This window comes from Pseudonocardia alni, assembly GCF_002813375.1.
Classification (GTDB): domain Bacteria; phylum Actinomycetota; class Actinomycetes; order Mycobacteriales; family Pseudonocardiaceae; genus Pseudonocardia; species Pseudonocardia alni.
In genome coordinates, this window is record NZ_PHUJ01000003.1 from 3,089,032 (window position 1) to 3,111,639 (window position 22,608).

At 74.0% G+C, this 22,608-nt stretch carries 24 protein-coding genes and 1 pseudogene; 8 read left to right on the top strand and 17 right to left on the bottom strand.

Annotated features, from left to right (window positions below):
• Nucleotides 1-26: 26 nt before the first annotated feature.
• Together ATL51_RS15320 and ATL51_RS15325 are read right to left on the bottom strand one after the other, a co-directional pair.
• Nucleotides 27-917: a hypothetical protein gene (locus ATL51_RS15320; RefSeq protein ID WP_100878982.1), complete on the bottom strand. Its 891-nt coding sequence runs from the start codon at nucleotides 915-917 to the stop codon at nucleotides 27-29.
• A 108-nt stretch (nucleotides 918-1,025) separates the two neighbouring features.
• Nucleotides 1,026-2,000 (bottom strand): aldo/keto reductase, encoded by a 975-nt coding sequence (locus ATL51_RS15325; protein ID WP_100878983.1) that lies wholly within the window; start codon nucleotides 1,998-2,000, stop codon nucleotides 1,026-1,028.
• 85 nt (nucleotides 2,001-2,085) lie between these two features.
• On the opposite strand from ATL51_RS15325, the gene ATL51_RS15330 reads away from it, so the two are divergent.
• The 4 genes from ATL51_RS15330 to ATL51_RS15345 are packed head-to-tail and all read left to right on the top strand — an operon-like array spanning nucleotide 2,086 to nucleotide 6,391.
• Entirely contained in the window at nucleotides 2,086-2,652 is a 567-nt protein-coding gene (locus ATL51_RS15330; protein ID WP_139282838.1) for a Chromate resistance protein ChrB, read from the top strand.
• Between the two features lie 15 nt (nucleotides 2,653-2,667).
• A complete protein-coding gene (locus ATL51_RS15335; RefSeq protein WP_100878985.1) occupies nucleotides 2,668-5,196 on the top strand; it encodes a cation-translocating P-type ATPase in 2,529 nt (842 codons plus the stop codon).
• Between the two features lie 20 nt (nucleotides 5,197-5,216).
• Nucleotides 5,217-5,930, top strand: coding sequence for an alpha/beta hydrolase family protein (locus ATL51_RS15340; RefSeq protein WP_083658690.1), 714 nt, complete (start codon nucleotides 5,217-5,219; stop codon nucleotides 5,928-5,930).
• Nucleotides 5,927-6,391: an acyl-CoA thioesterase gene (locus tag ATL51_RS15345; RefSeq protein ID WP_301549038.1), complete on the top strand. Its 465-nt coding sequence runs from the start codon at nucleotides 5,927-5,929 to the stop codon at nucleotides 6,389-6,391. The genes ATL51_RS15340 and ATL51_RS15345 overlap by 4 nt, the downstream gene beginning before the upstream one ends.
• 61 nt (nucleotides 6,392-6,452) lie before the next feature.
• Here ATL51_RS15345 and ATL51_RS15350 read toward each other — a convergent pair whose 3' ends face one another.
• From ATL51_RS15350 to ATL51_RS15365, 4 genes are all read right to left on the bottom strand, one after another.
• Nucleotides 6,453-6,848, bottom strand: a complete 396-nt coding sequence (locus tag ATL51_RS15350; protein ID WP_073575996.1) for a hypothetical protein — start codon at nucleotides 6,846-6,848, stop codon at nucleotides 6,453-6,455.
• A gap of 328 nt (nucleotides 6,849-7,176) precedes the next feature.
• Nucleotides 7,177-7,524, bottom strand: a complete 348-nt coding sequence (locus ATL51_RS15355) for a hypothetical protein (RefSeq protein WP_062398646.1) — start codon at nucleotides 7,522-7,524, stop codon at nucleotides 7,177-7,179.
• Nucleotides 7,525-7,778: 254 nt separating this feature from the next.
• Nucleotides 7,779-8,726, bottom strand: coding sequence for a manganese catalase family protein (locus ATL51_RS15360; RefSeq protein ID WP_073575997.1), 948 nt, complete (start codon nucleotides 8,724-8,726; stop codon nucleotides 7,779-7,781).
• Between the two features lie 204 nt (nucleotides 8,727-8,930).
• Entirely contained in the window at nucleotides 8,931-9,860 is a 930-nt protein-coding gene (locus ATL51_RS15365) for an oxygenase MpaB family protein (protein WP_100878986.1), read from the bottom strand.
• A gap of 99 nt (nucleotides 9,861-9,959) precedes the next feature.
• On the opposite strand from ATL51_RS15365, the gene ATL51_RS15370 reads away from it, so the two are divergent.
• A complete protein-coding gene (locus ATL51_RS15370; RefSeq protein ID WP_157818373.1) occupies nucleotides 9,960-10,589 on the top strand; it encodes a TetR/AcrR family transcriptional regulator in 630 nt (209 codons plus the stop codon).
• Here the strand turns inward: ATL51_RS15370 and ATL51_RS15375 are convergent.
• Together ATL51_RS15375 and ATL51_RS28245 are read right to left on the bottom strand one after the other, a co-directional pair.
• A complete protein-coding gene (locus ATL51_RS15375; protein ID WP_100878988.1) occupies nucleotides 10,577-12,526 on the bottom strand; it encodes a linalool dehydratase/isomerase domain-containing protein in 1,950 nt (649 codons plus the stop codon). The genes ATL51_RS15370 and ATL51_RS15375 overlap by 13 nt on opposite strands.
• The gene (locus ATL51_RS28245; protein WP_157818374.1) at nucleotides 12,523-12,672 is read right to left on the bottom strand and encodes a hypothetical protein; all 150 of its coding nucleotides are present in this window, start codon (nucleotides 12,670-12,672) and stop codon (nucleotides 12,523-12,525) included. Before ATL51_RS28245 ends, ATL51_RS15375 begins: the two co-directional genes overlap by 4 nt.
• A gap of 78 nt (nucleotides 12,673-12,750) precedes the next feature.
• Between ATL51_RS28245 and ATL51_RS15380 the strand changes: the two genes are divergently transcribed.
• A complete protein-coding gene (locus ATL51_RS15380; RefSeq protein ID WP_157818375.1) occupies nucleotides 12,751-13,353 on the top strand; it encodes a DUF5134 domain-containing protein in 603 nt (200 codons plus the stop codon).
• Here ATL51_RS15380 and ATL51_RS15385 read toward each other — a convergent pair.
• From ATL51_RS15385 to ATL51_RS15420, 8 genes and pseudogenes are all read right to left on the bottom strand, one after another.
• Nucleotides 13,331-13,921 (bottom strand): annotated as a pseudogene (locus ATL51_RS15385) (hypothetical protein); the annotation flags it as partial. The gene ATL51_RS15380 and the pseudogene ATL51_RS15385 overlap by 23 nt on opposite strands.
• Nucleotides 13,922-14,151: 230 nt before the next feature.
• The gene (locus tag ATL51_RS15390) at nucleotides 14,152-14,559 is read right to left on the bottom strand and encodes a nitrile hydratase accessory protein (RefSeq protein WP_062398650.1); all 408 of its coding nucleotides are present in this window, start codon (nucleotides 14,557-14,559) and stop codon (nucleotides 14,152-14,154) included.
• Nucleotides 14,556-15,188: a nitrile hydratase subunit alpha gene (nthA, locus tag ATL51_RS15395; protein WP_100878991.1), complete on the bottom strand. Its 633-nt coding sequence runs from the start codon at nucleotides 15,186-15,188 to the stop codon at nucleotides 14,556-14,558. The genes ATL51_RS15390 and nthA overlap by 4 nt, the downstream gene beginning before the upstream one ends.
• Before the next feature lie 3 nt (nucleotides 15,189-15,191).
• On the bottom strand, nucleotides 15,192-15,896 hold the full coding sequence (gene nthB, locus ATL51_RS15400; RefSeq protein WP_100878992.1) for a nitrile hydratase subunit beta: 705 nt from the start codon (nucleotides 15,894-15,896) through the stop codon (nucleotides 15,192-15,194).
• A complete protein-coding gene (locus ATL51_RS15405; protein ID WP_100878993.1) occupies nucleotides 15,893-17,437 on the bottom strand; it encodes an amidase in 1,545 nt (514 codons plus the stop codon). Before ATL51_RS15405 ends, nthB begins: the two co-directional genes overlap by 4 nt.
• 125 nt (nucleotides 17,438-17,562) lie before the next feature.
• Entirely contained in the window at nucleotides 17,563-18,996 is a 1,434-nt protein-coding gene (locus ATL51_RS15410; protein WP_100878994.1) for a substrate-binding protein, read from the bottom strand.
• A gap of 31 nt (nucleotides 18,997-19,027) precedes the next feature.
• Nucleotides 19,028-19,402 carry an ArsR/SmtB family transcription factor gene (locus tag ATL51_RS15415; protein WP_073576002.1) on the bottom strand — a complete coding sequence of 125 codons (375 nt, stop codon included), beginning with the start codon at nucleotides 19,400-19,402 and terminating at the stop codon, nucleotides 19,028-19,030.
• A 290-nt stretch (nucleotides 19,403-19,692) separates the two neighbouring features.
• Nucleotides 19,693-20,274, bottom strand: coding sequence for a hypothetical protein (locus ATL51_RS15420; protein WP_100878995.1), 582 nt, complete (start codon nucleotides 20,272-20,274; stop codon nucleotides 19,693-19,695).
• Nucleotides 20,275-20,375: 101 nt separating this feature from the next.
• On the opposite strand from ATL51_RS15420, the gene ATL51_RS15425 reads away from it, so the two are divergent.
• Both ATL51_RS15425 and ATL51_RS15430 read left to right on the top strand, forming a co-directional pair.
• On the top strand, nucleotides 20,376-21,014 hold the full coding sequence (locus ATL51_RS15425) for a TetR/AcrR family transcriptional regulator (protein ID WP_301549039.1): 639 nt from the start codon (nucleotides 20,376-20,378) through the stop codon (nucleotides 21,012-21,014).
• A 102-nt stretch (nucleotides 21,015-21,116) separates the two neighbouring features.
• A complete protein-coding gene (locus ATL51_RS15430) occupies nucleotides 21,117-21,383 on the top strand; it encodes a metal-sensitive transcriptional regulator (protein ID WP_073576004.1) in 267 nt (88 codons plus the stop codon).
• A gap of 211 nt (nucleotides 21,384-21,594) precedes the next feature.
• On the opposite strand, the gene ATL51_RS15435 is transcribed toward ATL51_RS15430, so the two are convergent.
• Nucleotides 21,595-22,512, bottom strand: coding sequence for a LysR family transcriptional regulator (locus ATL51_RS15435; protein ID WP_208622995.1), 918 nt, complete (start codon nucleotides 22,510-22,512; stop codon nucleotides 21,595-21,597).
• Nucleotides 22,513-22,608: the final 96 nt, after the last annotated feature.

Here is a 22,608-nt window from a genome sequence, read left to right on the forward strand (position 1 = left end):
GGGCCCCGTCGTCGTGTGCGGGTGGGTCAGCGGGACCGGTCGACGAACCCGGCGCCGGCGATCCGCAGGCCGCTGCCGCCCGCCATGCGCAGCAGCCCGGCCATCGCGATGACCAGACCGGCCATCTCGAAGGTCTCCTCGGTCCCGGCCAGGACGTTGTAGGCGAAGGACTGCACGTCACCGGTCTGCTCGAACAGGGCCCCACCGGCCGACTCCAGCCCGACCGCGCCGAGCAGGAACACCGCCGCCCCGGCGACGACGAGCCAGGCCCCCGGCCGACGCAGCACCATCGGCAGGCACAGCGCCGCGACGACCGCGACGAGCACCACGGCCGGGATGATCCAGGCGTAGGTCAGGAAGCCGCTCGTGCCGAACGTGGTGTGGATGATCCAGCCGACCTGCTCGTGGTTGGCCGCGGTCTCGTCCATCGCGACGACCGCGCAGGACAGGCTGAGCAGGATCCAGCGCCACCGCTCGCGGCGCACCGAGTTCGCCGCGATCAGCGCGAGCAGCGCCGCGTTGGTCAGGTGCATCGCCGAGCTGAACCAGGTCGAGATGTTCAGCTCGGTGCCCAGCCGGATCGGGGCGGGGATCTCGAACCCGGGCCGCCCGATGCCGTAGACGGCGGCGCCGTAGTGGGCCAGCGCCAGCACGGCGACGATCGCGGCGGCGGTGCCGACGACCGGCCCGCGACGCAGCAGCGCCAGGTGCGGTGCGCCGGGCGCGGCGGCCTGGGCCTCGGGCGACGGCTCCGCGCGGGACGGGCTCGCGGCCCCGGGCGCCGCCGCGGGCCGCGGACCGGCCCCGGTGTCCTCGGTGTAGCGCGGGATGACGACCGTGGCCGGGTCGTCGTCGGCGCTGTGCGCGCCGCGGCCCTGGGCGCCGTGGCCCCGGGCGAGATGGTCCTGGGCGGTCATGTCCCCTCCTCCTCACCACGCGGCCGGGCGGCATCGGTGGACGACGTCGACTCCGACCGCCAGGTGGCTGGAAGGTAAACGAGCGTATGTCCGCCGGGAAACGCGGGGTCAGCTCCAGGGGCGCGCGGAGCGGGTGGCCCAGTACTGCTCGGCCGGCTCGGCCAGCGCGGTGAGCTCCTCGGCCACGTCCGCGGGCAGCGTGAGCTCCGCGCCCGCGAGGTTCGACGCGAGCTGGTCGGTCCCGACCGGGCCGAGGAGCACCCGCCACGCCCACGGGTTCGCCAGCGCCGCGGCGACGGCGATCCGGTCCAGCGGCACCCCCGTGCGTACCGCCAGCGCCGCCGCCGCGCGGGCACCCTCGGTGCCGTCCTCGCCGCCGGGGAGGAGCCTGCCGTTCGCGAAGACCTCCTTCACGATCACCCGGGCCCCGGCGTCGGCGGCCTCGGCCAGCGCCGGGCCCACCGAGGGTTCGAGCGGATTCCAGGTGCTCTGGAACGAGGTGAACAGCGGTTCGCCGTCCACCCGGACGTCGAGCGCCCGGCGCACCGCGTCGGCCTGGGCGGGGCCGGAGGTGGAGATGCCGACCCGGATCCCCCGGTCGCGCAGGTGAGCCATCGCGCGGTGGACGCGCCCGTCGTCGAGGACGCCGGTGTCGAGCGTCGCGGAGTGCACGTGGTAGGTCCCGAGGTGGTCGCCGAGCAGCTCGCGGCTCAGCGCGTACTGCTCGGTGAAGGCGTCGAGCGAGTGGTCCTTGACCTCGTGGGTGTCGGCGTCGGTCCGCCACCCGCCCACGTAGCGGTAGCCCCACTTCGAGCCGATCTCGACGGGGTCCTCACCGCCGGTGACCCCGGGCCGGTCGGCGAGCCAGCCGGCGAGGAACTCCTCGGCGCGGCCGTAGGAGCGGGCGACGTCGAGGTAGCGGACGCCCGCGGCGTACGCGGCGTCGAGCAGTGCGCGGGAGCGGTCGCGCAGGGTGGCGACGTCGCGGTCGTCGCCGAGCTCGCCGGCGCGGCCGGAGGTGATGTAGGCGGGGCGGGCGATCGCGGCCAGGCCGAGGCCGAGGCGGTGGGCGGGGGCGGGCATGGCCCCAGCCTGCCGCACCCGACGGCGGTGCCGCACTCGACGAAACACCTGTTGCATGCCGGTGTCGGCCGGTACCGTCCTGGGCATGACCGACGCGCCGTCCGGTGGCTGGGTCCTACTGCTCGCGCAGCTGCCCGCCTCCCCCTCGAGCCCCCGGGTCACGCTGTGGCGCCGGGCCCGCGCCGCGGGCGCGGTCGGCCTGCAGAACGGCGCGTGGGTGCTGCCGGCGACCGACGAGCACCGCACGTTCCTGGAGGGGCTCGCGGCCTACGTCCGCGAGTCCGGCGGGACCGCGTACGCCCTCGACGTCGCCGCCGGGACCAGCGACGACGGCATCGTCGCCCGGATCCGCGCCGAGCGCGGCAAGGAGTTCGGTGAGTTCACCGAGCGCGGCGACGCGCTGCTGGCGGAGCTGGAGAAGGAGTCCGCCCGGGACAACTACTCCTTCGCCGAGCTGGAGGAGAACGAGCAGGACCTGGAGCGGCTCACCCGCTGGCTGGCCACGATCTCGTCCCGGGACTTCTTCCCCGACGAGCGCGGCAAGGACGCCGAGGCCCTCCTGGACCGCTGCCGGCGCGCGCTCGACGCGTTCACCGCCGCCGTCTACCGCGCCGAGGGCGTGGCCCCCGACCTGCCGCCGCGTACGGACTGAGCCCGTGAGCAGCCCGTGAGCAGCGGGGCGCACGCCACGACCGGCGCGGCCGTGGTCGACGGCCTCGGTACGGACGCACTGCGGGGCCTCACCGGCGCCGAGGCCGCGGCGCGGCGGGGGCGGCACGGTCCCAACCGGTGGGTCGTCCCGCGTCGGGTCACCTTCCTGCGGGTGCTCGCCGACGAGGTCACCGAGCCGATGATGCTGCTGCTCGCGGCGATCGCGGTGCTCTACGGCGTCTGGGGGCGGCTCGACGACACCGTCGCCGTCGTCGTGATCATCGCGGCGGTCGTCGGTGTCGAGGTGTTCGCCGAGTTCCGCGCGAAGTCGGTCATCGCCTCGCTCGGCGAGCTCACCGCCCCGACGACGCCGGTGGTGCGCGACGGGAGCACCGTCTCGGTCGGGGTCGACGACATCGTGCCCGGCGACCTCGTGCCGCTGGCCGCGGGCTCGCGGGTGCCCGCCGACCTGCGCCTGGTCGAGACCTGGGGGCTGCGCGTCGACGAGTCGACCCTCACCGGGGAACCCGTCGCCGCCCCCAAGGATGCCGCCCGGGTGCTCTCCGGCGACACCGCGTTGGCCGAGCGGGCGAACCTGGTGTTCGCCGGGACGACGGTCGTCGCCGGGTGGGCCCGCGGCGTCGTCGTCGCGACGGGGACGGCCACCGAGCTCGGCACACTCACCGGGCTCGTCGCCGCCGCGCGGCCGCCCCGTACGGCACTCCAGCAGGCCATGCGCGAGCTCGCCGGCAGCCTCGCGACACTGGCGATCGCGTTCAGCGTGCTCGTCCCGCTGATCGGGGTGCTGACCGGGCGGCCGTGGCGGGAGATGGTGCTGACCGGGCTCACCCTGGCCTTCGCGACGGTCCCGGAGGAGCTGCCGATCATCGTCAGCCTGGTGCTCGGGCTCGGCGCGCACCGGCTGTCGCGGCGGCGCGGGCTGGTCCGGCGGCTGCGCGCGGCGGAGGCCCTCGGGCTGGTGACGGTGCTCGCCACCGACAAGACAGGCACGCTCACCCGCAACCGGATGGCCGTCGCGCGGGTCGAACCGGCCCCGGGCGTCGACGACGACACCCTGCTGGGCCTCGGCGCGGCCTGCACCGAGACCGCCCCCGAGCCCGACGGCGGCTGGTCCGGTGACCCGACCGACGTCGCGTTCCTCGTCGCGGCCCGCGACCGGGGCCTGCCGACGCCCGCCGAACCGGTCGCCCGGTTCCCGTTCGATCCCGGCCGGGAGACGATGACGGTCGTCCTGCCCGCCGGCGCGTCCGGCACCGCCACGGTGGTGACCACCGGCTCGCCGGAGTCGGTGCTGGCCCGCTGCGCGGCGCCGTCGCCGGAGACCGCGGGCCGGGTCGCCGCGCTCGCCGCCCGCGGCCTGCGGGTGATCGCGGTGGCGAGCAGGCCGGCGTCGCAGGTCCCGGCGACCGTCGGCGACGCCGAGCGCGACCTCGTCCTCGCGGGGGTCGTGGCGCTGTCCGACCCGCCGCGCCCGGGCGCCGCCGAGGCCGTCGCCGCCGCGCGGCGGGCCGGGGTGCGGGTGGTGATGGTGACCGGCGACCACCCCGCCTGCGCCCGGGCCGTCGCCGCGGAGGTCGGGATCGACCCGGACCCGGTGCTGACCGGCCGCGACCTCGACGGTCTCGACGACGCGACGCTGGCCGCCGCCGTCGCGTCGACGCCGGTGTTCGCCCGTGTCTCACCCGCACACAAGCTGCGCCTGGTCACGGCGCTGCAGGCCGGCGGGGAGGTGGTGGCGGTGACCGGGGACGGCGTGAACGACGCCCCCGCGCTCGCCCGGGCCGACGTCGGCGTGGCCATGGGCTCGTCGGGAACCGATGTGGCGCGCGAGGCGGCCGGGCTGGTCCTGGCCGACGACGACGTCTCCACCCTCACCCGGGCCCTGCACGAGGGCCGCACGCTGCACGGGAACCTGCGCAAGGGCGTCGCCTACTACCTGGCCTGCAAGGCCGGGCTGGTCGCGACCGTCGCCGCCGGGGTGCTCACCGGGATGGCCGTACCGTTCACCCCGATCCAGATCGTGGTGCTGGAGATGTTCATGGACATCGCGGGGAGCGCGACCTTCGCCGCGGAACCCGCCGAGCGCGACGCCATGACCCGCCCACCGCGCGCCCCGGGTGCACGCTTCCTGGACCGGGCCCTGCTCGGCGACCTCGCCGCGGGGGCGGCGGCGTTGTTCGTCGCCGTCGGCGGGCTGTACCTGGTGACCGCCTCGCAGACGGTCGCGTTCGTGGGCTGGCTGTCCGGGCACCTGGCGCTGGCCTGGGTGATGCGTACCGAGCGGACGCCGGTGCTGCGGGCGGGGCTGTTCGCGAACCGGTTCCTGCCGTGGTGGACGGTGGTGACCGCCGTGGCGGTGTGGGTGGTCACGACCGTGCCGGTGCTGCGGGAGACGCTGCGGCTCACCCCGCTGACCGGTCCGCAGTGGACGGCGGCGGTGCTGGTGCCGGTGGCCGCGGTCGCGGTGCTGGAGCTGCGCAAGGCCGGGCGACGGCGGGCCGCCACGGGGCGCCCGTCGGGGTGATCCGTGCTAGACCACCGGTCGTGAACGGATCGGTCCTGTCCCGCCCGGCCCCCGAGCCGCCCCGCACCGTCGCCGTCGGCGACGACCCCGACCAGGTCATGGACCTGTGGCCGGACGGCGGGCCCGGCCGCCCGCTGGTCGTGCTGGTGCACGGCGGGTTCTGGCGGCCCCCGATCGACCGGACGCACCTGCGGTCGATGGCGGCCGCACTGAACGCGCTGGGGCTGCCGGTGGCCTCGCTGGAGTACCGCCGGGTGCCCGGCGACCCGGACGCGACGGTCGCCGACGTGCTCGCCGGTCTGCGGGCCGCCCGCGCCGTCGCCGGTCCGGTCGTCGCGGTGGGGCACTCCGCGGGCGGGCACCTGGTACTGCACGCCGCGGCCGTCGAGCCGTCGCTGCTGCGGGCGACGGTGCCGCTCGCCCCGGTCGCGGACCTGGCACTGGCCGACGCGGAGCACCTCGGCGACGGCGCGGTCCGCGCCTACCTCGGCGGCCCGGCGGCCGGGCGCACCGACCTGGACCCGGCGGCGGGCCCGACCCCGCCCGGGCCGGTGACGATCGTGCACGGCGACGCCGACGACCGCGTCCCGCTGGGCGTCTCCCGCTCCTACGCCGGCCGGCACCCGTCGGTGCGGCTGGTCGAGCTGCCCGGCTGCGACCACTTCGCGGTGGTCGACCCGCTGTCGGCGGCCTGGGAGACGGTGACCCGGGAGATCCTGGCGGCGGCGACGTGACCGCGCCCGGTGGCCTGCCCCGCCACCAGCTCACGATGACCGTGCTGATGACCCCGGACATGGCGAACTTCTCCGGCAACGTCCACGGCGGTGCGATCCTGAAGCTGCTCGACCAGGTCGCGTTCTCCTGTGCGAGCCGCTGGGCCGGGACCTACGTCGTGACGCTCTCGGTCGACCGGGTCCGCTTCCGCGAACCGATCTACATCGGCGAGCTCGTGACCTTCCTGGCGTCGGTGAACGACACCGGGCGCAGCTCGATGGAGATCGGCATCCGGGTCACCACGGAGAACATCACCGAGCGGACCCAGCGGCACGCCAACAGCTGCTACTTCACGATGGTCGCGATGGACGAGCACCGGCGTCCGGTCCCGGTCCCGGAGCTGGTCCCGTCGACCGACACCGAGCGCCGTCGCCGGGACGGGGCGCGCAGGCGTCGCGAGGCGCGCCGGGCCGGCGGCTGACCCCGGACACGACGGTGCCCCGGGACCACACGGTCCCGGGGCACGTCGAGGTACGGGGAGGTCAGTTGACCGAGTCGCCCGCGCCGGAGGTCTGGCCGCAGCTGTCGGACTGGTCGGTGGCCGAGTCGCCGGAGACCGCCTTGGCCTTGCCACCCAGGCCGAGGGCGCCGGTGACGCCGCTCAGGAGGTTCGCGTCCTCGACCGGGACCTGCACGCCCAGCACGTTGACCGGGATGTTGTTGTTGCAGACCTGGATCGGCACGTTGACGTTGTTGCCGCTCAGGCCACCCGCGAGCAGGCCCTTCGCGTCCTTGTCGATGTGGCCCGACTCGTGGTTGCCGTGGTGCTTGCCGTCCTTGGCGGAGTCGCCCGCGTAGTCGCCGGCGAAGGCCAGCGGGGAGACGGCGAGCAGGGACGCGGCGGACGCCGCGACGATGATTCCGGCCTTCTTCAGCACAGTTCTTCTCCTGATGAGGTGTCAGGGCCGTGGTGAAGGCCCCGTTCCATGACGGCACGCTGACAAAAAAGGGGGAGCCCGTGCCGACTGGCTGCGAATCTAGCTGCGCGGGAGAGCCCGAACAATTCCTCTACCACCATCGGGTGGCCGAATTACTTTCCGTTCGGATACTCCCACGATCGGGTCGAATGCGATCGGGGCGAACCACCCGGAGCCGCGCCGGGACCGTCGACGACGACCACGGCGGGTGGTCATGCGACCCTGCCCCGGACACGGACGTGCCCCGGGACCGCGAGGGTCCCGGGGCACGTCAGCGACGAGGAGTCGGTCAGTTGACCGAGTCGCCCGCGCCGGCCTCCTGGCCGCAGGTGTCGGACTGGTCGGTGGCGGAGTCGCCCGACACGGCCTTGCCCTTGCCCGCGATGCCGGCGGCACCGGTCAGGCCGTTGCCCGCAGCGGCGTCCTCGACCGGAACCTGGACACCCAGGACGTTGACCGGCACGTTGTTGTTGCACGCCTGGACCGGGACCTGGGCGTTGTTGCCGTTGGCACCCGCGACGAGGCCCTTGGCGTCCTTGTCGATGACGCTGTCCGAGCCGGCGAACGCCAGCGGCGACAGGCCGATCAGGGCAACGGCGGACACGGCGGCGACGAAACCGGCCTTCTTCTTCTGCACAGTCTTCTCCTGGTGAGTCACGGATCCATTCGGATCCGGGCACGTGCCGGCCCGACGACAAAGGGGGGAGCCCGAACCGGCTGAGAAGAACCGTAATGGCGGGAAAGGTGCCCATCAAGCTCAGAACACCATCGTGGGGAACAATCACCGAGCGTCAGATATTCACACGATATGGTGTCGTCGCCGAGTCGGCGATTCTGCACGACGACGGGGCGGAACCGCGCCCGGCCCCGCCCCGTCCGCTCGGACGTGCGTCAGCCGACGCGACCCCACTGGCCTGCGGGCTCGTCGGCCTCCATCTCGGCGACGGCCTGGACCATCGCCAGCAGCTCCGGGTCGAGTCCCGGTCCGAACTCCTCGGGCCGCTCGACGGCGATGTCCATCGGGACGCCGTCGGGCGCCTGCGCGGTCGACAGCGTCGTCCCGTCGTTCGACGGCGACGGGCCGCGGTAGAGCTTCCCGGCCTCGGAGAGCTGGTCGAGGCTGAACGTGTACTGCTTGCTCTGCAGACCCTGCTCCAGCAGCGTCGCCACCTCGGGGAACTTCTCGGCGTTCGTCTTCGGGATCGGCAGCAACGTGTTCCAGTTGACCCCGAGCGCCTCGAGCGCCTTGGCGTAGGCGTTCTCGTGGGCCTGGTCCCGCACGATCAGGTACGCGATCGTCGAGCGCGCCGTCTTGTTCGCCGTCATCTCGTAGAGCCGGCACTTCTGCAGCCGGCCGGTCGACTCGAGCATGAGGTTGTAGAGCAGGTTGAGCGGCAGGTTGCCGCTGTCGTAGACGTACTTGCCCGTCCACGGGTCACCCTGCGCGTCGACCGGCAGTGCCCCCTGGGCCCCCACCAGGTAGTGGTGGATGTTGCCCTCGGTCAGGGCCGCGCTCAGCGGGGTCGCCCCGCCTGCACCGGGCGTGTCCATGTCGTCGGTCGCGCTGCCCTGGTAGCGGGGCGAGCCGTCGGTGAGCCGGGCGATCGTGGTGGCGATCAGCTCGACGTGCCCGATCTCCTCGGTGCCGACGCCGTAGAGCAGGTCACGGAAGGGTTTCCCGTCCGGACCGCGGAAGTTGAAGCTCTGGAACAGGTACTGCATCATCGTGCGCATCTCGCCGAACTGGCCGCCCAGCCCCTCCTGCAGCGCATTCGCCGCGGCGGGGTCGGGCTCGTCGGGGACGATCTCGTTCAACAGTCGCTGGACGTGCAGGAACACGGAATGACACCTCGCCGGGCTGTGGGGTGCGACCCCCTCGCGGGGTCGTGGACACGGCCTGCGGGGTTGAAGCCGTCAGGCCCCGCCTACCCGGGTCCGCCCGCTCCACACCCCGGCCACCCGCCACCCCGCGCGTCCCGGGGCCTCCGCGACCGACGACGGGTGCCGTGGCGCGGCTGCGCGACGGGGACCGTCGGCAGCCCGTCACCCCGTGTCGTCGTCCCGGCCGCCGGACCTGCGGTAGCCGACCTCCGCGGGCCCGTCGGTCCCGGCGGACCTGTGCCGCCCGAAGGTCCGGCTCAGGGACCGGTCGAGCCGCACCGGACGCACCACGACGCCGTCGAGGTAGGCGCGCCCGATCGCGCGCACCGCCGCCCGGACCGCGGGCCGCGGGCGGGGCAGACCGTGGGTCTCCCGCAAGTTCGCCGGGGCGAGGACCCCCAGGATCTCGCGCCCGTGGGGCCGGAGCGGGGCCGGCAGCACCCGGGCGGCGAAGTCGTCGGCCAGTGCGTCGGCGACGGCCCGGCCCGCCTCGCTCGGAGCGAACTCCCGGCGCTCGTAGTCGCGCGCCCAGGCCCGCATCTGCTCCCGCGAACCGGGGATGTCACGCAGCCGCTGGCGCTGCGCGACCGCCCGCCAGAACCTCCAGTGGGCCTCGAGCTCGACCGGAGTGAAGGGACTCGCCCCCAGCTCCGTGGCGATGTCGGCCGGGTCGAGCGCCAGGGTGCTCAGCGTGTAGAGCGCGTCGTCGTCGCGGATCGGGAAGTGCGCGTGGATCTCGTTCATCCGCTCGATCCAGGCGATGCCCTCCGGCGAGTCCGGCCCGAGGTCGAGGAAGCGGCCGAAGAACAGGATGGTGTCGTCGTTGCGCAGCGCGGTGTCGCGCACGATGTCGCCCGTGCCGCGCCGCCACAGGATGCGGGCCATGGCCGGCACCGCGACCTGCTTCATGAACGCCACGGTGAACAGCCCGAGCACCAGCCGCCGGTCGCCGTGCAGGGTCTGCAGGCTGGACCGCGCGATCTCGGTGTGGTCGGTCGCCGGGTCCAGCCGCGCGATGCGCCGGCGCTCGACGCCACCGATCGTCCACCGCGACCCGGCCGGGGCCGACGGACTTCCGGACGCACTGCTCATCGGACGGTCTCCGTTCCTGAAAGTTGACACTGCTTCGTGTCAACTTCAACGATGCTTCCGGACACCGCTCCGTGTCAAGATGTGGTGATGGCCCACAGCGTGACCCGACCGCATCGTGGCGTCAGTGCCGCGGACCGGACGGCCGCGCGGCGGGGACGCCTGCTCGTCGCGGGCCGGGAACAGATCGCCGACGGCGGTATCGCCGGCGCGTCGATCGACGCCGTCTGCCGGCGGGCCGGGCTGACGAAGCGCTACTTCTACGAGAGCTTCGACGGTCTGGACGGCCTGCTGGTGGCACTGTTCGACGAGGCGGTCTCGGCACTCGGAGGCGCGCTGGGCGAGGCGCTGACCGTCGCACCGCCGGACTTCGAGCTGCGGGTGCGGACCGCCGTGCGCACGGTGCTCGACACCCTGTCCGCCGACCGGGGCTGGTCCCGTCTGTGGGCCGAGGCGCAGGCCCACCCGGCCCTGCGGGCCCGGCGCCACGCCGCGCTCGACGGGTTCGTCGCCGCCCTGTCCGCCGAGCTGACGGCCCCCGGCACCAGGCGGCAGGATCCCGCGACGACTCTGCTGGTCCTGGTCGCCGGGGTCACCGAACTCGTCGAGCGACGGCTGCAGGACGACCTGGACATCGGCGACGACGCGCTGGTCGACCAGCTCGTGCTGATCGGCGTGGCCGCGTGCGCCCCGCTGCGCCCCGGCGCCGCGGACGGAGGTCAGACCGGGTAGAGCCGCACCGCGAGACGGTCGCCGAGGTCGACCTCGACCAGGGCACGTCCGTCCCCGTCGGCGACGACCTCGTCCGTCCTCGCCCCGGTCACCCGGTGGACGGCACCGGGCACGAGACGATCGACGGCGAGCACCGTCCGCACCGGCCCCGCGCCCGGGCGCAGCACCAGGTCGAGCGCGCGGCCGTCGGTCACCGCGCGGGCCACCAGCACGTCCGGGTAGGCCACGTCGGCCAGCCGCGGGCCGGTGCGCCACGCCTGCGGGACTCCTCCGTGGCCCAGCAGGTCACGCAGCGCGTGCCGCCGCCCGAAACGGCCGAGGACGGCATAGAAGTTCACCATCGGCGACGCGCCGGCGTAGCGGCGGGCCCCGTCGCGCTCCTCCACCGTCTCCCGCTCCGCGAGCAGCGCGGCCGCGGCATCGGCCATCTCGTCGTCGCCGATCTCCCGAGCGGCCATCGTGATCGCGACCTGGGCGAAGGTGTCCCGGCCGAGCCGGTAGGAGCCGACGTCCACCCGGTTCGACGCCCGGGGCGGCAGGACGGGGCGACCGTCGCGCAGCGAGAGCTCGTTGCGACGCAGCTGCCACCACGCCCGCTGCGCCAGGTCGGGGAACGCGGGGTGCATCCAGTAGACGGTGTTGAGCTGCACCGCGGCACCGGTCCAGAAGTTCCACGACAGGCCGAGGTGCCGGGCCCGCACGCCGACGATGCGGCCGTCGGGACGCAGGAACTCGTGCTCGTAGGACCACCGGAGCCGCTCGCAGAGGTCCTCGACGTAGGTGCTCCCGTGCGCCCGGTCGTGGCCGAGCATCGCGTTGATGCCGAACGCGTTGCAGACGGTGTAGACCCAGTTCGGCTCGCAGGGGATCAGCGTGTAGTCCGAGCGGTCCATGCCGTCGTGGATCTGCCGCGCGACGGCGTGGTGGTCGTGCGGGTAGGCCTCCTCGGACGACCAGCGGAAGGTCAGCGCGCCCGGCTCGGCGTAGCGCCGGTCGTTCAGCAGTGCGTAGAAGCCCAGCATGGTGCCGTGCCAGCCGGTCAGCATGATGTTCTCGTCGGTGGCCAGCGGGTCCCGGCAGGTCGAGAGGTTGCCCCAGAGGTTCTCGGTCCGCCAGTAGCCCCACACGCGACGGTCGAGCATCTTCTCGATCGCGTTGCGCTGGGCCTCGGCCAGGTAGCCGGAGAAGGCGGGGGTCCGGGTGTACTGCGACATCCCGAGACCGGTCCCCAGCGAGGTGAGCTGGTAGCGCAAGGCGCCCTCGCGGTACTGCTCCAGGACGATGAACCCGTCGAACCGGTCGAGCGGCTGCAGGGCGATGTCCAGCGCGTAGCGCAGGTGCGCCAGGTCCTCCGGGGAGCTCTCCGCCACCGGCGGGCCGGTGTCGAGGTCCGGCGGGCCGCTGATCACGAACGGTGTCGCGGCGAGCTCGGCGTTCAGTGCCGCCCGCCGCCGGTGCTGCACACGGTGCCGCGCGAGGTGGACGACGACCGCGAGGACCAGCAGGACGACCGGGATCGCGGGGACCACGGCGGCCGCCGCGCCCGGCCCGGTCCGCGGTGCGACCGTCAGCGCCGCGACGACCGCCGCAGCCGTCCAGACCAGCGGCGGGAGCACGACCGGGCCCGCGTACCACCACAGGGCCAGCGACACGACGAACGTCACGAGCGCGACGGCCGCCGCCACGGACGACCCGTCGAGCAGGAAGCCCCCGCCCGGCAGGACCAGGCCGTGGCCGAACGCGGTGAGCGCCGGGCCGGCGCCGAGCCACCCGGGCAACGAGCCGGCGAGCCACACCACCGCGTAGACCGCCAGCGCCCGTCGCATCCGGCGCGCGGTCACCGGGCCGAACGCGGGCACGTCGGGCAGCAGGACGGTGACCCCGCCGCCGTCCCCCCGGCTCGGCGCGGGACCGGCCGGGTGGGCCGTGGCGCTCATCGGGTCATCCCGGCGACCGCTCCGGGCGCGGCACGCCGGGCGGGCGGCGCGAACGGGACGGGTGGCGGCGCCGCCGACGGACGCAGCCGGAACCACAGCTCACGTACGTGGGCGACCACCAGCGCCAGGGCGACACAACACGCCATCACGTCCTCCTCGACGTCGACCGGGTGACGGGGACAGCGTCATGTTGATACGGCGCCGTGTCAACTATGCTCCGATCCGTGTCCGGGACGGGGTCGTTCGAGACGGTGCTCGTCGTGGCGCTGCTCGCGGCGTCGCTCGTCGGGGTCGCACGTCTGGGCGACGGCAGGCGGGTCGACTCGGTGTGGACGACCCGGGAGTCCGACGCCGCGCACGTGGTCATGAACCTGTCGATGGCCGCGATGCACGGACCGCTGTGGGGGCCGTCGACCCGGTCGTGGGTCCTGGCCGTCATGACGGTGGGCGTCCTCGCGGCCGGCCTGGGTGTGCTCCGCCCGCCGACCGGTCCCGGGCGACGGGCCGCGCTCGTCCACCACCTGCTCGCCTTCGCCACGATGGGGCTGGTCGTGCTCCTCGGGCACGACCCCACCCACGGCCACGGCCACGGCCACGGCCCGCCCGGCGGCACCCCGGTCGCGGTCGTCGTGGTGGCGCTGGCGGCGTGGTTCGCGTTCGACCTGGTCGTGACGGTCGTCGTCGCGCTGTTCGGGCCGCCGGCCCGGGTGCTCCCGGCGGGCGTCGGGGCACCGGTCGGACGTGACCTGGCCGCGGTGCGGGTGGCTGCGGTGCCACACGGGGTGATGGACGCCGCGATGGTCGTCATGCTCCTGGCGGCGCTGTGACGCGCCGGGTCAGCGCGGTGTCGTGACGGTCCGCACGGCCGCGGCCGCCGCGGCGGGCCAGGCGGCGTAGACCTCGGCCGACGGGGCGGCGGCGACCGTGGCGGCGAGCAGCGGGCGCAGGTCCGGGCGGTCGGTCCCGACGGCGAGGACGAGTGCCACCGCGCGGAGCTGCCACGGCCGGTCGAGCAGCCGCTCGTCGAGGTCGTAACCGGGCAGGCCGCGGGCCCATCGGGCGTCCGGCGGCGCCGGGGACGGGGCGGGGTCGAGACCCCGCAGCGCCGCCCGGCTGACACGCCCCTCCAGGTCGGCCGGGCCGTCGGTGCACCGCGCCGGCGCCCCCGGGACAACCAGGTGGTGGACGCGGGCCGAGTCCGACCAGATCGCGGTGCGGACCCCGGGGCCGGTACCAGCTCGGGGGCACCCCGAGCACCGGCCAGCCGCTGCACCCGGTCGCGGCGGGGAGCACCACGTTGCGGACACCGGGGGTGTCGCGGTGGGTACGCCAGACCCGGCCGCACCCACAGCGGCCGAGCCGGGCACCGGCCGCGTCCGCGATGTCCGGCTGCCCCGTGCCGGTCCAGAACCGGGCGACCGCACGGGCACCGGCGCGAGGGCCGACCTCGTCGGCGTGGTGGTCCTACCAGCGGTCGATCGTGGCGGCGGTGGCGAGGCCGTGCCGGAGCACCGCGCGTTCGCCAGGTCGACCAGCAGGTCCACGGTGCCGCCTCCGATCGGGGCGTCGGGAAGGACGTGCGGGACCGGCCCGCGGGGAGCGCGGACCGGTCCCGCACGCATCGTTCAGCGGGCCGGGTCGATCGCGACCGGCTCGCGTCGTGCCTCGTGGTGGTTCGCGTTGCGCGGCGTGGCCAGCACCTGGCGGGTGCGGTCGTCGAGCGCGACGGAGTCGGACAGGGCCCCGCTCGCGGCGAGCGTGTGCTCGAGCGCGTCCAGCCAGTGCTGGTAGTAGCTCCAGGGCTCGCCGCCGTCGCCGTTCTCCCAGGCCTTGATCGCCTCGACCAGGGAGAGCTGGAACTCGCTCCACTCGTAGTGGCCCTCGTGGTACGCGGCGACCGCCATGGCGAAGGCCCGCAGCTCCCACGGCTCGGTGAACGGCTTGTCCGCCCCGGGCATGTCGCAGACGAGCTTCTCGATCCGGCGGCGGGCGTCGCCCAGCTCGGTGGCGTCCGTCCGGACCCCGGCGCTCATCCGCGTGCCGCCTGGGTGACGACCGGCTTCGCCGTGCCGACGCCGATCATCGAGTCCCGGGTGACCAGCGCGGCCAGCTCGTCCTCGGAGAGGTGCTCGCTGCCGGCCGGGCGCTGTGGCAGCACCCAGTACCGCAGCTCGGAGCTGGAGTCCCACACCCGGATCTCGACACTGTCCGGCAGCGGCAGGTCGAAGTCCTCGGCCAGCACCTTCCGGGGCTCACGCACGATGCGGGCACGGAACGGCGGCGCCTTGTACCAGTTCGGGGGCAGCCCGAGTACCGGCCACGGGTAGCACGAGCACAGCGTGCAGACGATGACGTGGTGGACGTCGTCGGTGTTCTCGACGGCGACCATCTCCTCGCCCTGCAGGCCGCCGACCCCGAGCTCGCGGCAGGCGGCGGAGGCGTCCTCCAGCAGGCGCGCCTTGAACTCCGGGTCGGTCCACGCCTTGGCGACGACCTTCGCCCCCAGCTGCGGGCCGACCTCGTTCTCGTAGACCTCGGCGAGGCGGTCGACCGCCGCGGTGGTCATCACGCCCTTCTCGATCAGCAGCGACTCCAGGGCCTTGACCCGGGCGGTGATCTCCTCCTGCGTGCGGAGCGGGGTGTCGGTGGGCTTCGCGGTCATGGGTCAGGCTCCCTGGGTGGCAGGGACGGGCGAGAGGTACGGCTCCCACACGTCGAAGTAGTTGACGCCGTTCGGGTCCGCGTACTCGGCGCCCCACAGCTCGGTGGCGTCGAAGCGGACGGTGTAGAGGTGCTCGGGGCAGTCGCCGAGCCCGTTGCCGGCGGTGTCGGGGTAGAGGTAGGTGCCGTGGGCCGCGCTGATCACGCCGCGGCGGCCGCGGATGTAGCGGGCCCGGCGGGTGTGGCCGTAGGGGCTCTCGGAGGAGATGACGACCTCGTCGCCGACGGAGAACTGCGCGACCTTGTCCGACTCGCGGTGAGCCGGGAACCCGTTGGTGACCGCCCAGTCGACGAACTCGACGATCTCGGTGTCGGTCGCCCGCTCGGGCAGCGGGGCGTCGGGGTTCTCCAGGTAGTGCTGGGTCCGCGCCTCCAGCTCGGCCGGGTCCAGCACGCCCGCGGCCTCGGCGTAGTGCTCGACCGTGTGAACCCAGTGCTCGTAGTAGTTCGAGATCAGGTACTCGGCAGGGTCCATCTTCTCGATGCCGTGCCGGAACTGGTCCACGTTGAACAGCCCGGCGCGGGCGCTCTGCGCGAACATGGAGAAGGCGCGCTTCTCCCAGTCGGCACGGAACACGGGCTCGGACATGTGGTCGTTCTCGACCTTGCCCAGCCCGTCGGTGCCGCCGAGATCGAAGACTCCGTTCACTGCCGTCCTCCCACGGTGGTGAGGGCAGGCGGAGCGGGGAAGCCGCCGACGGCCTGCTCGAAGGTGTGCGCGACCCGCAACACGGTCGCGTCGTCGAATCGCCGGCCCACGATCATCAGACCGGTCGGGAGCCCGTTCACGAGCCCGGCCGGGACCGACGCGGCCGGGTGCCCGGACACGTCGAACGGGGCACAGTTGCCGATCATCCCCAGTGCGGTCGGCAGGTAGCTGTCCAGATCGGCGTCGAGCCCGAGCAGCTCGGGCGCGGTGTAGGGCACGGTCGGCATGACCAGCACGTCGTAGCCGGTCAGGGCCGCGTCGTAGGCGGCTCGCACCTCGAAGGCCAGGTTGCGGGCCATCCCGTAGTAGGCACCTCCCGCGTGGGCGAAGGTGTAACCACCCGAGAGGCCGACGAGCTTGACGGTCTTGGACAGCTCCGACCCGCGGGCGTGACGCCCGCGGTGGTAGTGCGCGATCAGCTCCGGGTCGTAGAGACCCGGGTAGTTCATGCCGTAGGCGTTGCCGTCGATCATCTGGTGCGCGGCGCCCTCGGTCCCGATGACGTTCCAGACCGCCATCGCGTCCAGGTGCCAGGGGATCGAGACCTCCTCGGCTACCAGACCCGCATCGGTCAGCGTCCCGATCGCCGCACGCACCGCCTCGTCCACGGCCGGGTCGCTCTCCGGGCGGGCGAAACCCTCGGTCACGATCCCGACCCGCAACCCACCCGCCGAGGTCTCCAACGCCGCCAGGTAGTCGACCGGCTCGAGCTCGGTGGGCTGACGCACATCGAGCCCGTCGACCCCGGCGATCACACCCAGCATCAGTGCGGCGTCGGACACCGTGCGCGTGATGGGGCCCAGATGGTCGATCGTGGCCTCGATGGGGAACGCACCGGTGTAGGGCACCAGGCCGTGGGTGGGCTTGTGCCCGACCGTGCCCGAGAACGCCGACGGCATACGGATCGAGCCGCCCTGGTCACCACCCACGGCCATGTCGACCGCCCCGGACCCGACCAGCGCCGCACTACCCGACGAGGACCCACCCGAGATACGGGTCGGGTCCCAGGGGTTGCCCACCGGCCACGGCCGGGAGGTGAAACTGCCCCCGGAGAAACACAGGTCCTCACACATCGCCTTACCGGTGATCGTCGCCCCGGCGGCCAGCAGCCGGGTCGCGACCGTCGCGTCACGGGAGGGCACGAACCCCTCGACCGTGGCCGACCCGTTGGTCATCGGGACCCCGGCCAGCGCGATGTTGTCCTTGAGCGCCACGGTCCGCCCGGCCAACGGGCCCTCCGCCGCACCGGTCACCGACGTGGTCACGTACCAGCCACCCAGCGGGTTGTCCGCCGGCTCGGACCACTCCCGCTGCGGCGCCTGCGGCGCCGACGCCCGGTAGAGCTCCTCGACCCGCTCCGAGGACGCCAGCGTCGCAGCCACCGCCGGACCGAACTCGGCCAACTCCGCCTCGGACAGACCGAACGCGTAGTGCTCGTTCAACGCCGCCAGACGAGCGGCATCAGGAGGTGGAATCGCCATCAGGTGGTGCTCCTCACATCGGGGGATGCGAGAAAGCTAGGGTTCATGCCTGCACATGTCAATCAATACAGACGCATTGACACGAGGTCTGACACACCCGTCCCACCTCTGTTACACGCGCGTATTCACGACCGTCCCTCGCTGTCGTTCATCGAGCCGAAGGTCGCGCCGCGGGCGGCCGCGAGGTGTAGCGGCTGCTCGACGTGGTGGTGGCCGTCGAGCGCCAGGGTGCCCCGCGGGAGGTCGTAGCGGCCGGACCGGATCTCGTCGGCGACGGGCACCGGCTCGGTCGAGCGGACGGCGCGGGCCGCGGCGGCCCACACGTGGATCGCCTCGAACATCGACTCCGACAACGACGACAGCGGCGCCGCCCACTGGCCGAAGCGGGCCCGGTAGCGCTTCAGGAGCGACCCGTTGCGCTCGGTCTGCAGGTGCTGGAAGTAGCCGGAGACACCGTGGATCCCCTGGGAAGCGTGCAGTCCGATCCGCTCCAGGGTGGCCTCGTCCATCGCGGGGCCGAGGCTGACGGTCCGGTCGCGCAGACCCATTGCGTGGCACTGACGCTCGAACGCGGCGGCGTCGGCGCCCACGAACGTGTTGAGCACGATGTCGGCGCCCGAGGCGGCGATCCGCTCGACCAGCGGGGCGAAGTCCCGGGCCCCGAGCGTGGCGTAGCCCTCGCCGACCAGCACCGCGCCGTGCGCCGGGAGCACCTCCCGCGCGGCGGCGTTGACCGCACGGGGCCACACGTAGTCGTTGCCCGCCAGGAACCAGCGACGTCCACCGGCCGCCCGCATGACCGGTCCCGCCGCCGTCACGAGCTGGGTCGCGGGCCGCTCGCCCAGCCGGATCCGCAGCCGGGACTCGCCGCCGCCCTCGTTCATGTTGGTGTGCACGACGAGCACGTCGCGGCCGGTCAGGGCGGTCGACACGGCGTGGTAGGTGGCCGACGTCGTCGTCAGGAAGATCGTCCGGCAGCCGGCCCGGGCCAGCCGCAGCGCCTCCAGCGCCCCGGTGCCGGGGTCGGTGGCGTCGTCGGCCTCCAGCAGGTCCACCGGCCTGCCGCCGACCCCGCCCGCCGCGTTGATCTCCTCGACGGCGAGCGTGGCCACGTTCGCCACCGCGGAGGCGAACAGCCCACCCGAGCCGGACCGGCTGGTGAGGACCCCGATGCGCGGCCCCGTGACGGCGTGGTCGCGGACCGGGTGACCGCGCCGGCGCATCAGCCACTCCAGACCGCGCTCGTCGATCCCGGCGTCGAGCCGGATCCGGGTGCCGCCGGGTGCGGGGGTGAACCGCAGCCGGATGCGGCCCCGCCAGGGCTGGTCGTGGGTGATCGTGATGGTGCGCGGTCCGCGGAGCTCGCTGATCCGGCCGAGCACGTCGACCGGCGGCCCGCCGGCGATGGGCGCCCGCAGGGTGACCGGCTCGCCCACCGCGACCCGGTCGCACGCCGCACCGAACAGCCAGCCTGCGCCGGAGTCGCGCCCGAAACGTCCGAAGACGACCGCCGGGTCGGCGGCGACGAACTCCTCCACCGCGAGCGCGATCGTCCCCATGGGGGTCAGTCTCCCGGCACGGAGGGTCCGGTCATCCGGTCGCGCCCTCCCGGTCCGTCGCGGGACGGCTCTCCACGGCGGAGCCCACCTCGCCGAGCGAGGACTGGAACAGGGTGCGCAGCAGCGCGATGACGTCGGCGGCCGCACCACCGGGCTCGATGGAGTAGTAGCGGTACCGGCCGGAACGGCGCTCGGTGATGAGCCCCGCGACGCGGAGCACCCGCAGATGGGTGGAGACGGCCGTCCGGCCGACCGAGGTGATGTGGTCGGCCAGGTCGCCCGCGCTGACCTCGTCGTGCTCGGAGAGCACGGCCAGGATGCGGCGGCGGACGGGATCGGCGAGCGCGTCGAAGGCGGGGCCGGCGTCCCGGACGGCCCCGGCCGACGCGTCAGGATCCGATGACATGATGCCGAGTCTAACGCGGACGGCCCGTTCGTCGGGTGTGACACCGTCACGCGGGCGTCACCAGCGCCCCGACGGCCTCCTCCGCGCACACGCCGGGGCGGACCGACGGCAGCCCGGGCGCACCGGGCGGATCAGGCGGCGGGCGTCCGCGTCCGGCGCGAGACCAGCAGCCCGCCGACGGCCGGGACGACCGAGAGCGACCGGGTCGTCCCGGTCGTCGGCATCAGACACACCGACGGTTCTCCTCGTCGGCTCCGGCCCGCTCGACGTCGTGGTCGCCGGGGACCCGGTCAGCGGCTCCCCGCCACGCGGCCGAGCCGCAGCGCCGAGGCGAGGAAGAAGACGCCGCCCAGCAGGGCGTAGCCGGCGACACCCGACAGCGACGCCCCCGCACCCGACGCCATGACGACGAACGAGGTGCCCGCGACCACCGACAGGGACCCGCTGGCGATCATCGCGCCCTGCCCGCCCAGCCGTCGGCGCCGCAGCGCGACGACGAGCTGCACGATCCCCGCGACGACCGCCCAGGCGCCCCACACCCGCAGCACCGCCGGCACGCCCGAGGCGAGGGCGACGGCGAGTCCGGCCGCGGCGAGCGCACTCAGGACGACGTTGACGTACAGGCCCGGGGCCGCTCCGGTCGCCCGGGACGAGCGGGCGTCGACCACGGCGGCGGCCACGTCGAACAGCGGGTAGAGCACGAGCAGCGCCGCGGTCGACGGGCCGATGTCCGACGCGTTCAGGAACAGCAGGACCGCCCAGACCGACGCGAACCCGGAACGCACCAGGTAGAGCCGCCGCAGGGCGGGCGCGTCGCCCTGCGCGGAGGACGGACCGTTCGCCGTCCGGTCGGTGGTGTGGGTGCCGGCCATGACGCCTCCAAGTAGAAAGACCGTTCTTCCTTGCTATGTGGAGCATGGCAGTGGGCATCACGATCTGCAAGACCGATCGTTCTTTCTGCTAGCCTGCACAGGTGATCCGCACGACGTCCGACACCACCGCGGACAGCACCGGCACTGCCCCGGCGTCGACCGGTCCGGGGCGATCCGAGGCGCGTGAGCGGCTGCTCGCGACGGCCGGCGGGCTGTTCTACCGCGAGGGCATCCGGGCGGTCGGGGTCGAGCGGATCGTCGCCGAGACCCCGACGACGCGCGCCACGTTCTACCGGCACTTCCCGTCGAAGGAGGCGCTCGTCGTCGCCTACCTGCGCGGCGTCGACGCCCACACCCGCGCCGCCCTGCAGGAGGCCGCCGGGTCCGCGGCCACCCCGGACGGCGCCGTCCGCGCGATCGGCACCGCCCTGGTCGACGACCTGTCCCGGCCGGAATTCCGGGGATGCGCGTTCCTGAAGGCCGCCGCCGAGTTCCCCGATCCCGAGGACCCCGTCCGCCGGGTCGTCGCCGAGCACCGCGCCTGGTACGTCGCCACCCTCACCGACCTGTTCGCGCAGGTCTTCGGCTCCTCGCCGCGACGCGGGCGGCCGGACCACGCGGCCCAGCACTTCCTGATGATGCGCGACGGGGCGATGTCCGGCGCCGACATCGACGGGACGACCCACGTCGGCGACGCGTTCCACCGCGGACTCGAAGGACTGCTCACGCTGTTGCACTGAGCACCTGTGCCGGGATGACATCCGCCGAGGTACCCCTGGGGGTACCGTGGTCCACACAGGGACCACGCCGCCCGCGGGCCGGCACGAGACGAGGGAGCCTCCATGCAGGTCAAAGCCACAGAACTCACCGACGTGGTCAGCCGCCTGCGTCGCGTGGAGGGTCAGATCGCCGGCGTCATCCGCATGATCGAGGACGGCCGCGACTGCAAGGACGTCGTGACCCAGCTGGCGGCGGCGTCCCGCGCCCTCGACAAGGCCGGCTTCAAGATCATCGCCACCGGGCTCCGGCAGTGCGTGACCGAGAGCGCCGAGGGCGAGCAGTCGGTCGACATGGCCGAGATGGAGCGCCTGTTCCTGTCGCTCGCCTGACCCCGGCCGAGCACGCATGCCCCTGTCCCCGCCGTACCGACGATTCGCCTGTCCATCGAGCCGGACCGACCCTTCGTCCCTGGTCGCCGCGGATGCCCACATGCCGCGGCGCGGCACCGGGACGGGCGGGGTCTGCGAGCTCCCGGCCGGCGGCGGCGCCTGGCGACCCCGCCTCCCCCGCGCTCGTCGCCCGAGATGGCCCCGGCGCCGCTCAGCCGTCGACGAGCGCCTCGGCCTCGATCGCCGTCCGGACCGCGTGCACCGCCCGGCGGAGCGCCTCGACCAGCGGCGACCGGTCCGCGCTGCGGGTGCAGAGTGAGATCGGGCAGGGCTCGACGTCGGCGATCGGGACGAAGACGACCTCCGGGTGCCGGACGCTGTCGACCACGGATCTCCCGGTGATCGCGACGGCCGCACCGGCGGCGACGACCTCCAGCAGCTCGTCCATGGTGTGCACGGTGGGCCCGTAGGTGACGGGGACGCCGCTGGGCCGCGGGTCGCAGGCCCACCAGCGCACCCACTGCTCGTCGGTCCGGTCGTCGTTCGCGTGGGGTTCGCCGTCGAGGTCGGCCAGCTCGACGACGGCGCGGGCCGCCAGCCGGTGGCCGCGCGGGAGCGCGACGACGCGGGGTTCGAGCCGGACCACGTCGAGCCGGAGCCCGTCGGTGTCGGCCACGGGCGGCCGGACGAGCGAGGCGTCGACGGTCCCGGCGCGGACGGCGTCGGCCTGGTCGGGCCACGGCAGCTGCACGAGCTGGACGGACGCGGCGGGGACGTCGCGCTGGACCAGCTCGACGATGCGCCGGGTGTGGGTACCGGTCGCCGCGGTCATGAACCCGAGGCGGACGACGCCGGCGGCGGCGCGCCGGTGTGCCTCGACCGCCGCGACGGCCCGGTCCGCGGCGTCGAGGGCCACGCGGGCCTCGGCGAGGAACCGGCGGCCCGCCTCGGTGGGGACGAGGGGGTGCGTGCTGCGGTCGAGCAGCTCGACGCCGAGCTTGTGCTCCAGCGTCCGGATCTGCTTGCTCAGCGCGGGCCCGCTGACGTACAGCCGGGCCGCCGCCCGACCGAGGTGCCCCTCGTCGACGACGGCCACGAGATACCGCACGAGGTGCAGGTTGAGGTCCACGTCGACTCCCTCCGTGACGCAGTGTCCCACGACACCGTCGGCAAGGAGCACGGAGCTGCGGTGATAACCGGATGGTTCACGGCCGGGCCGGGACAT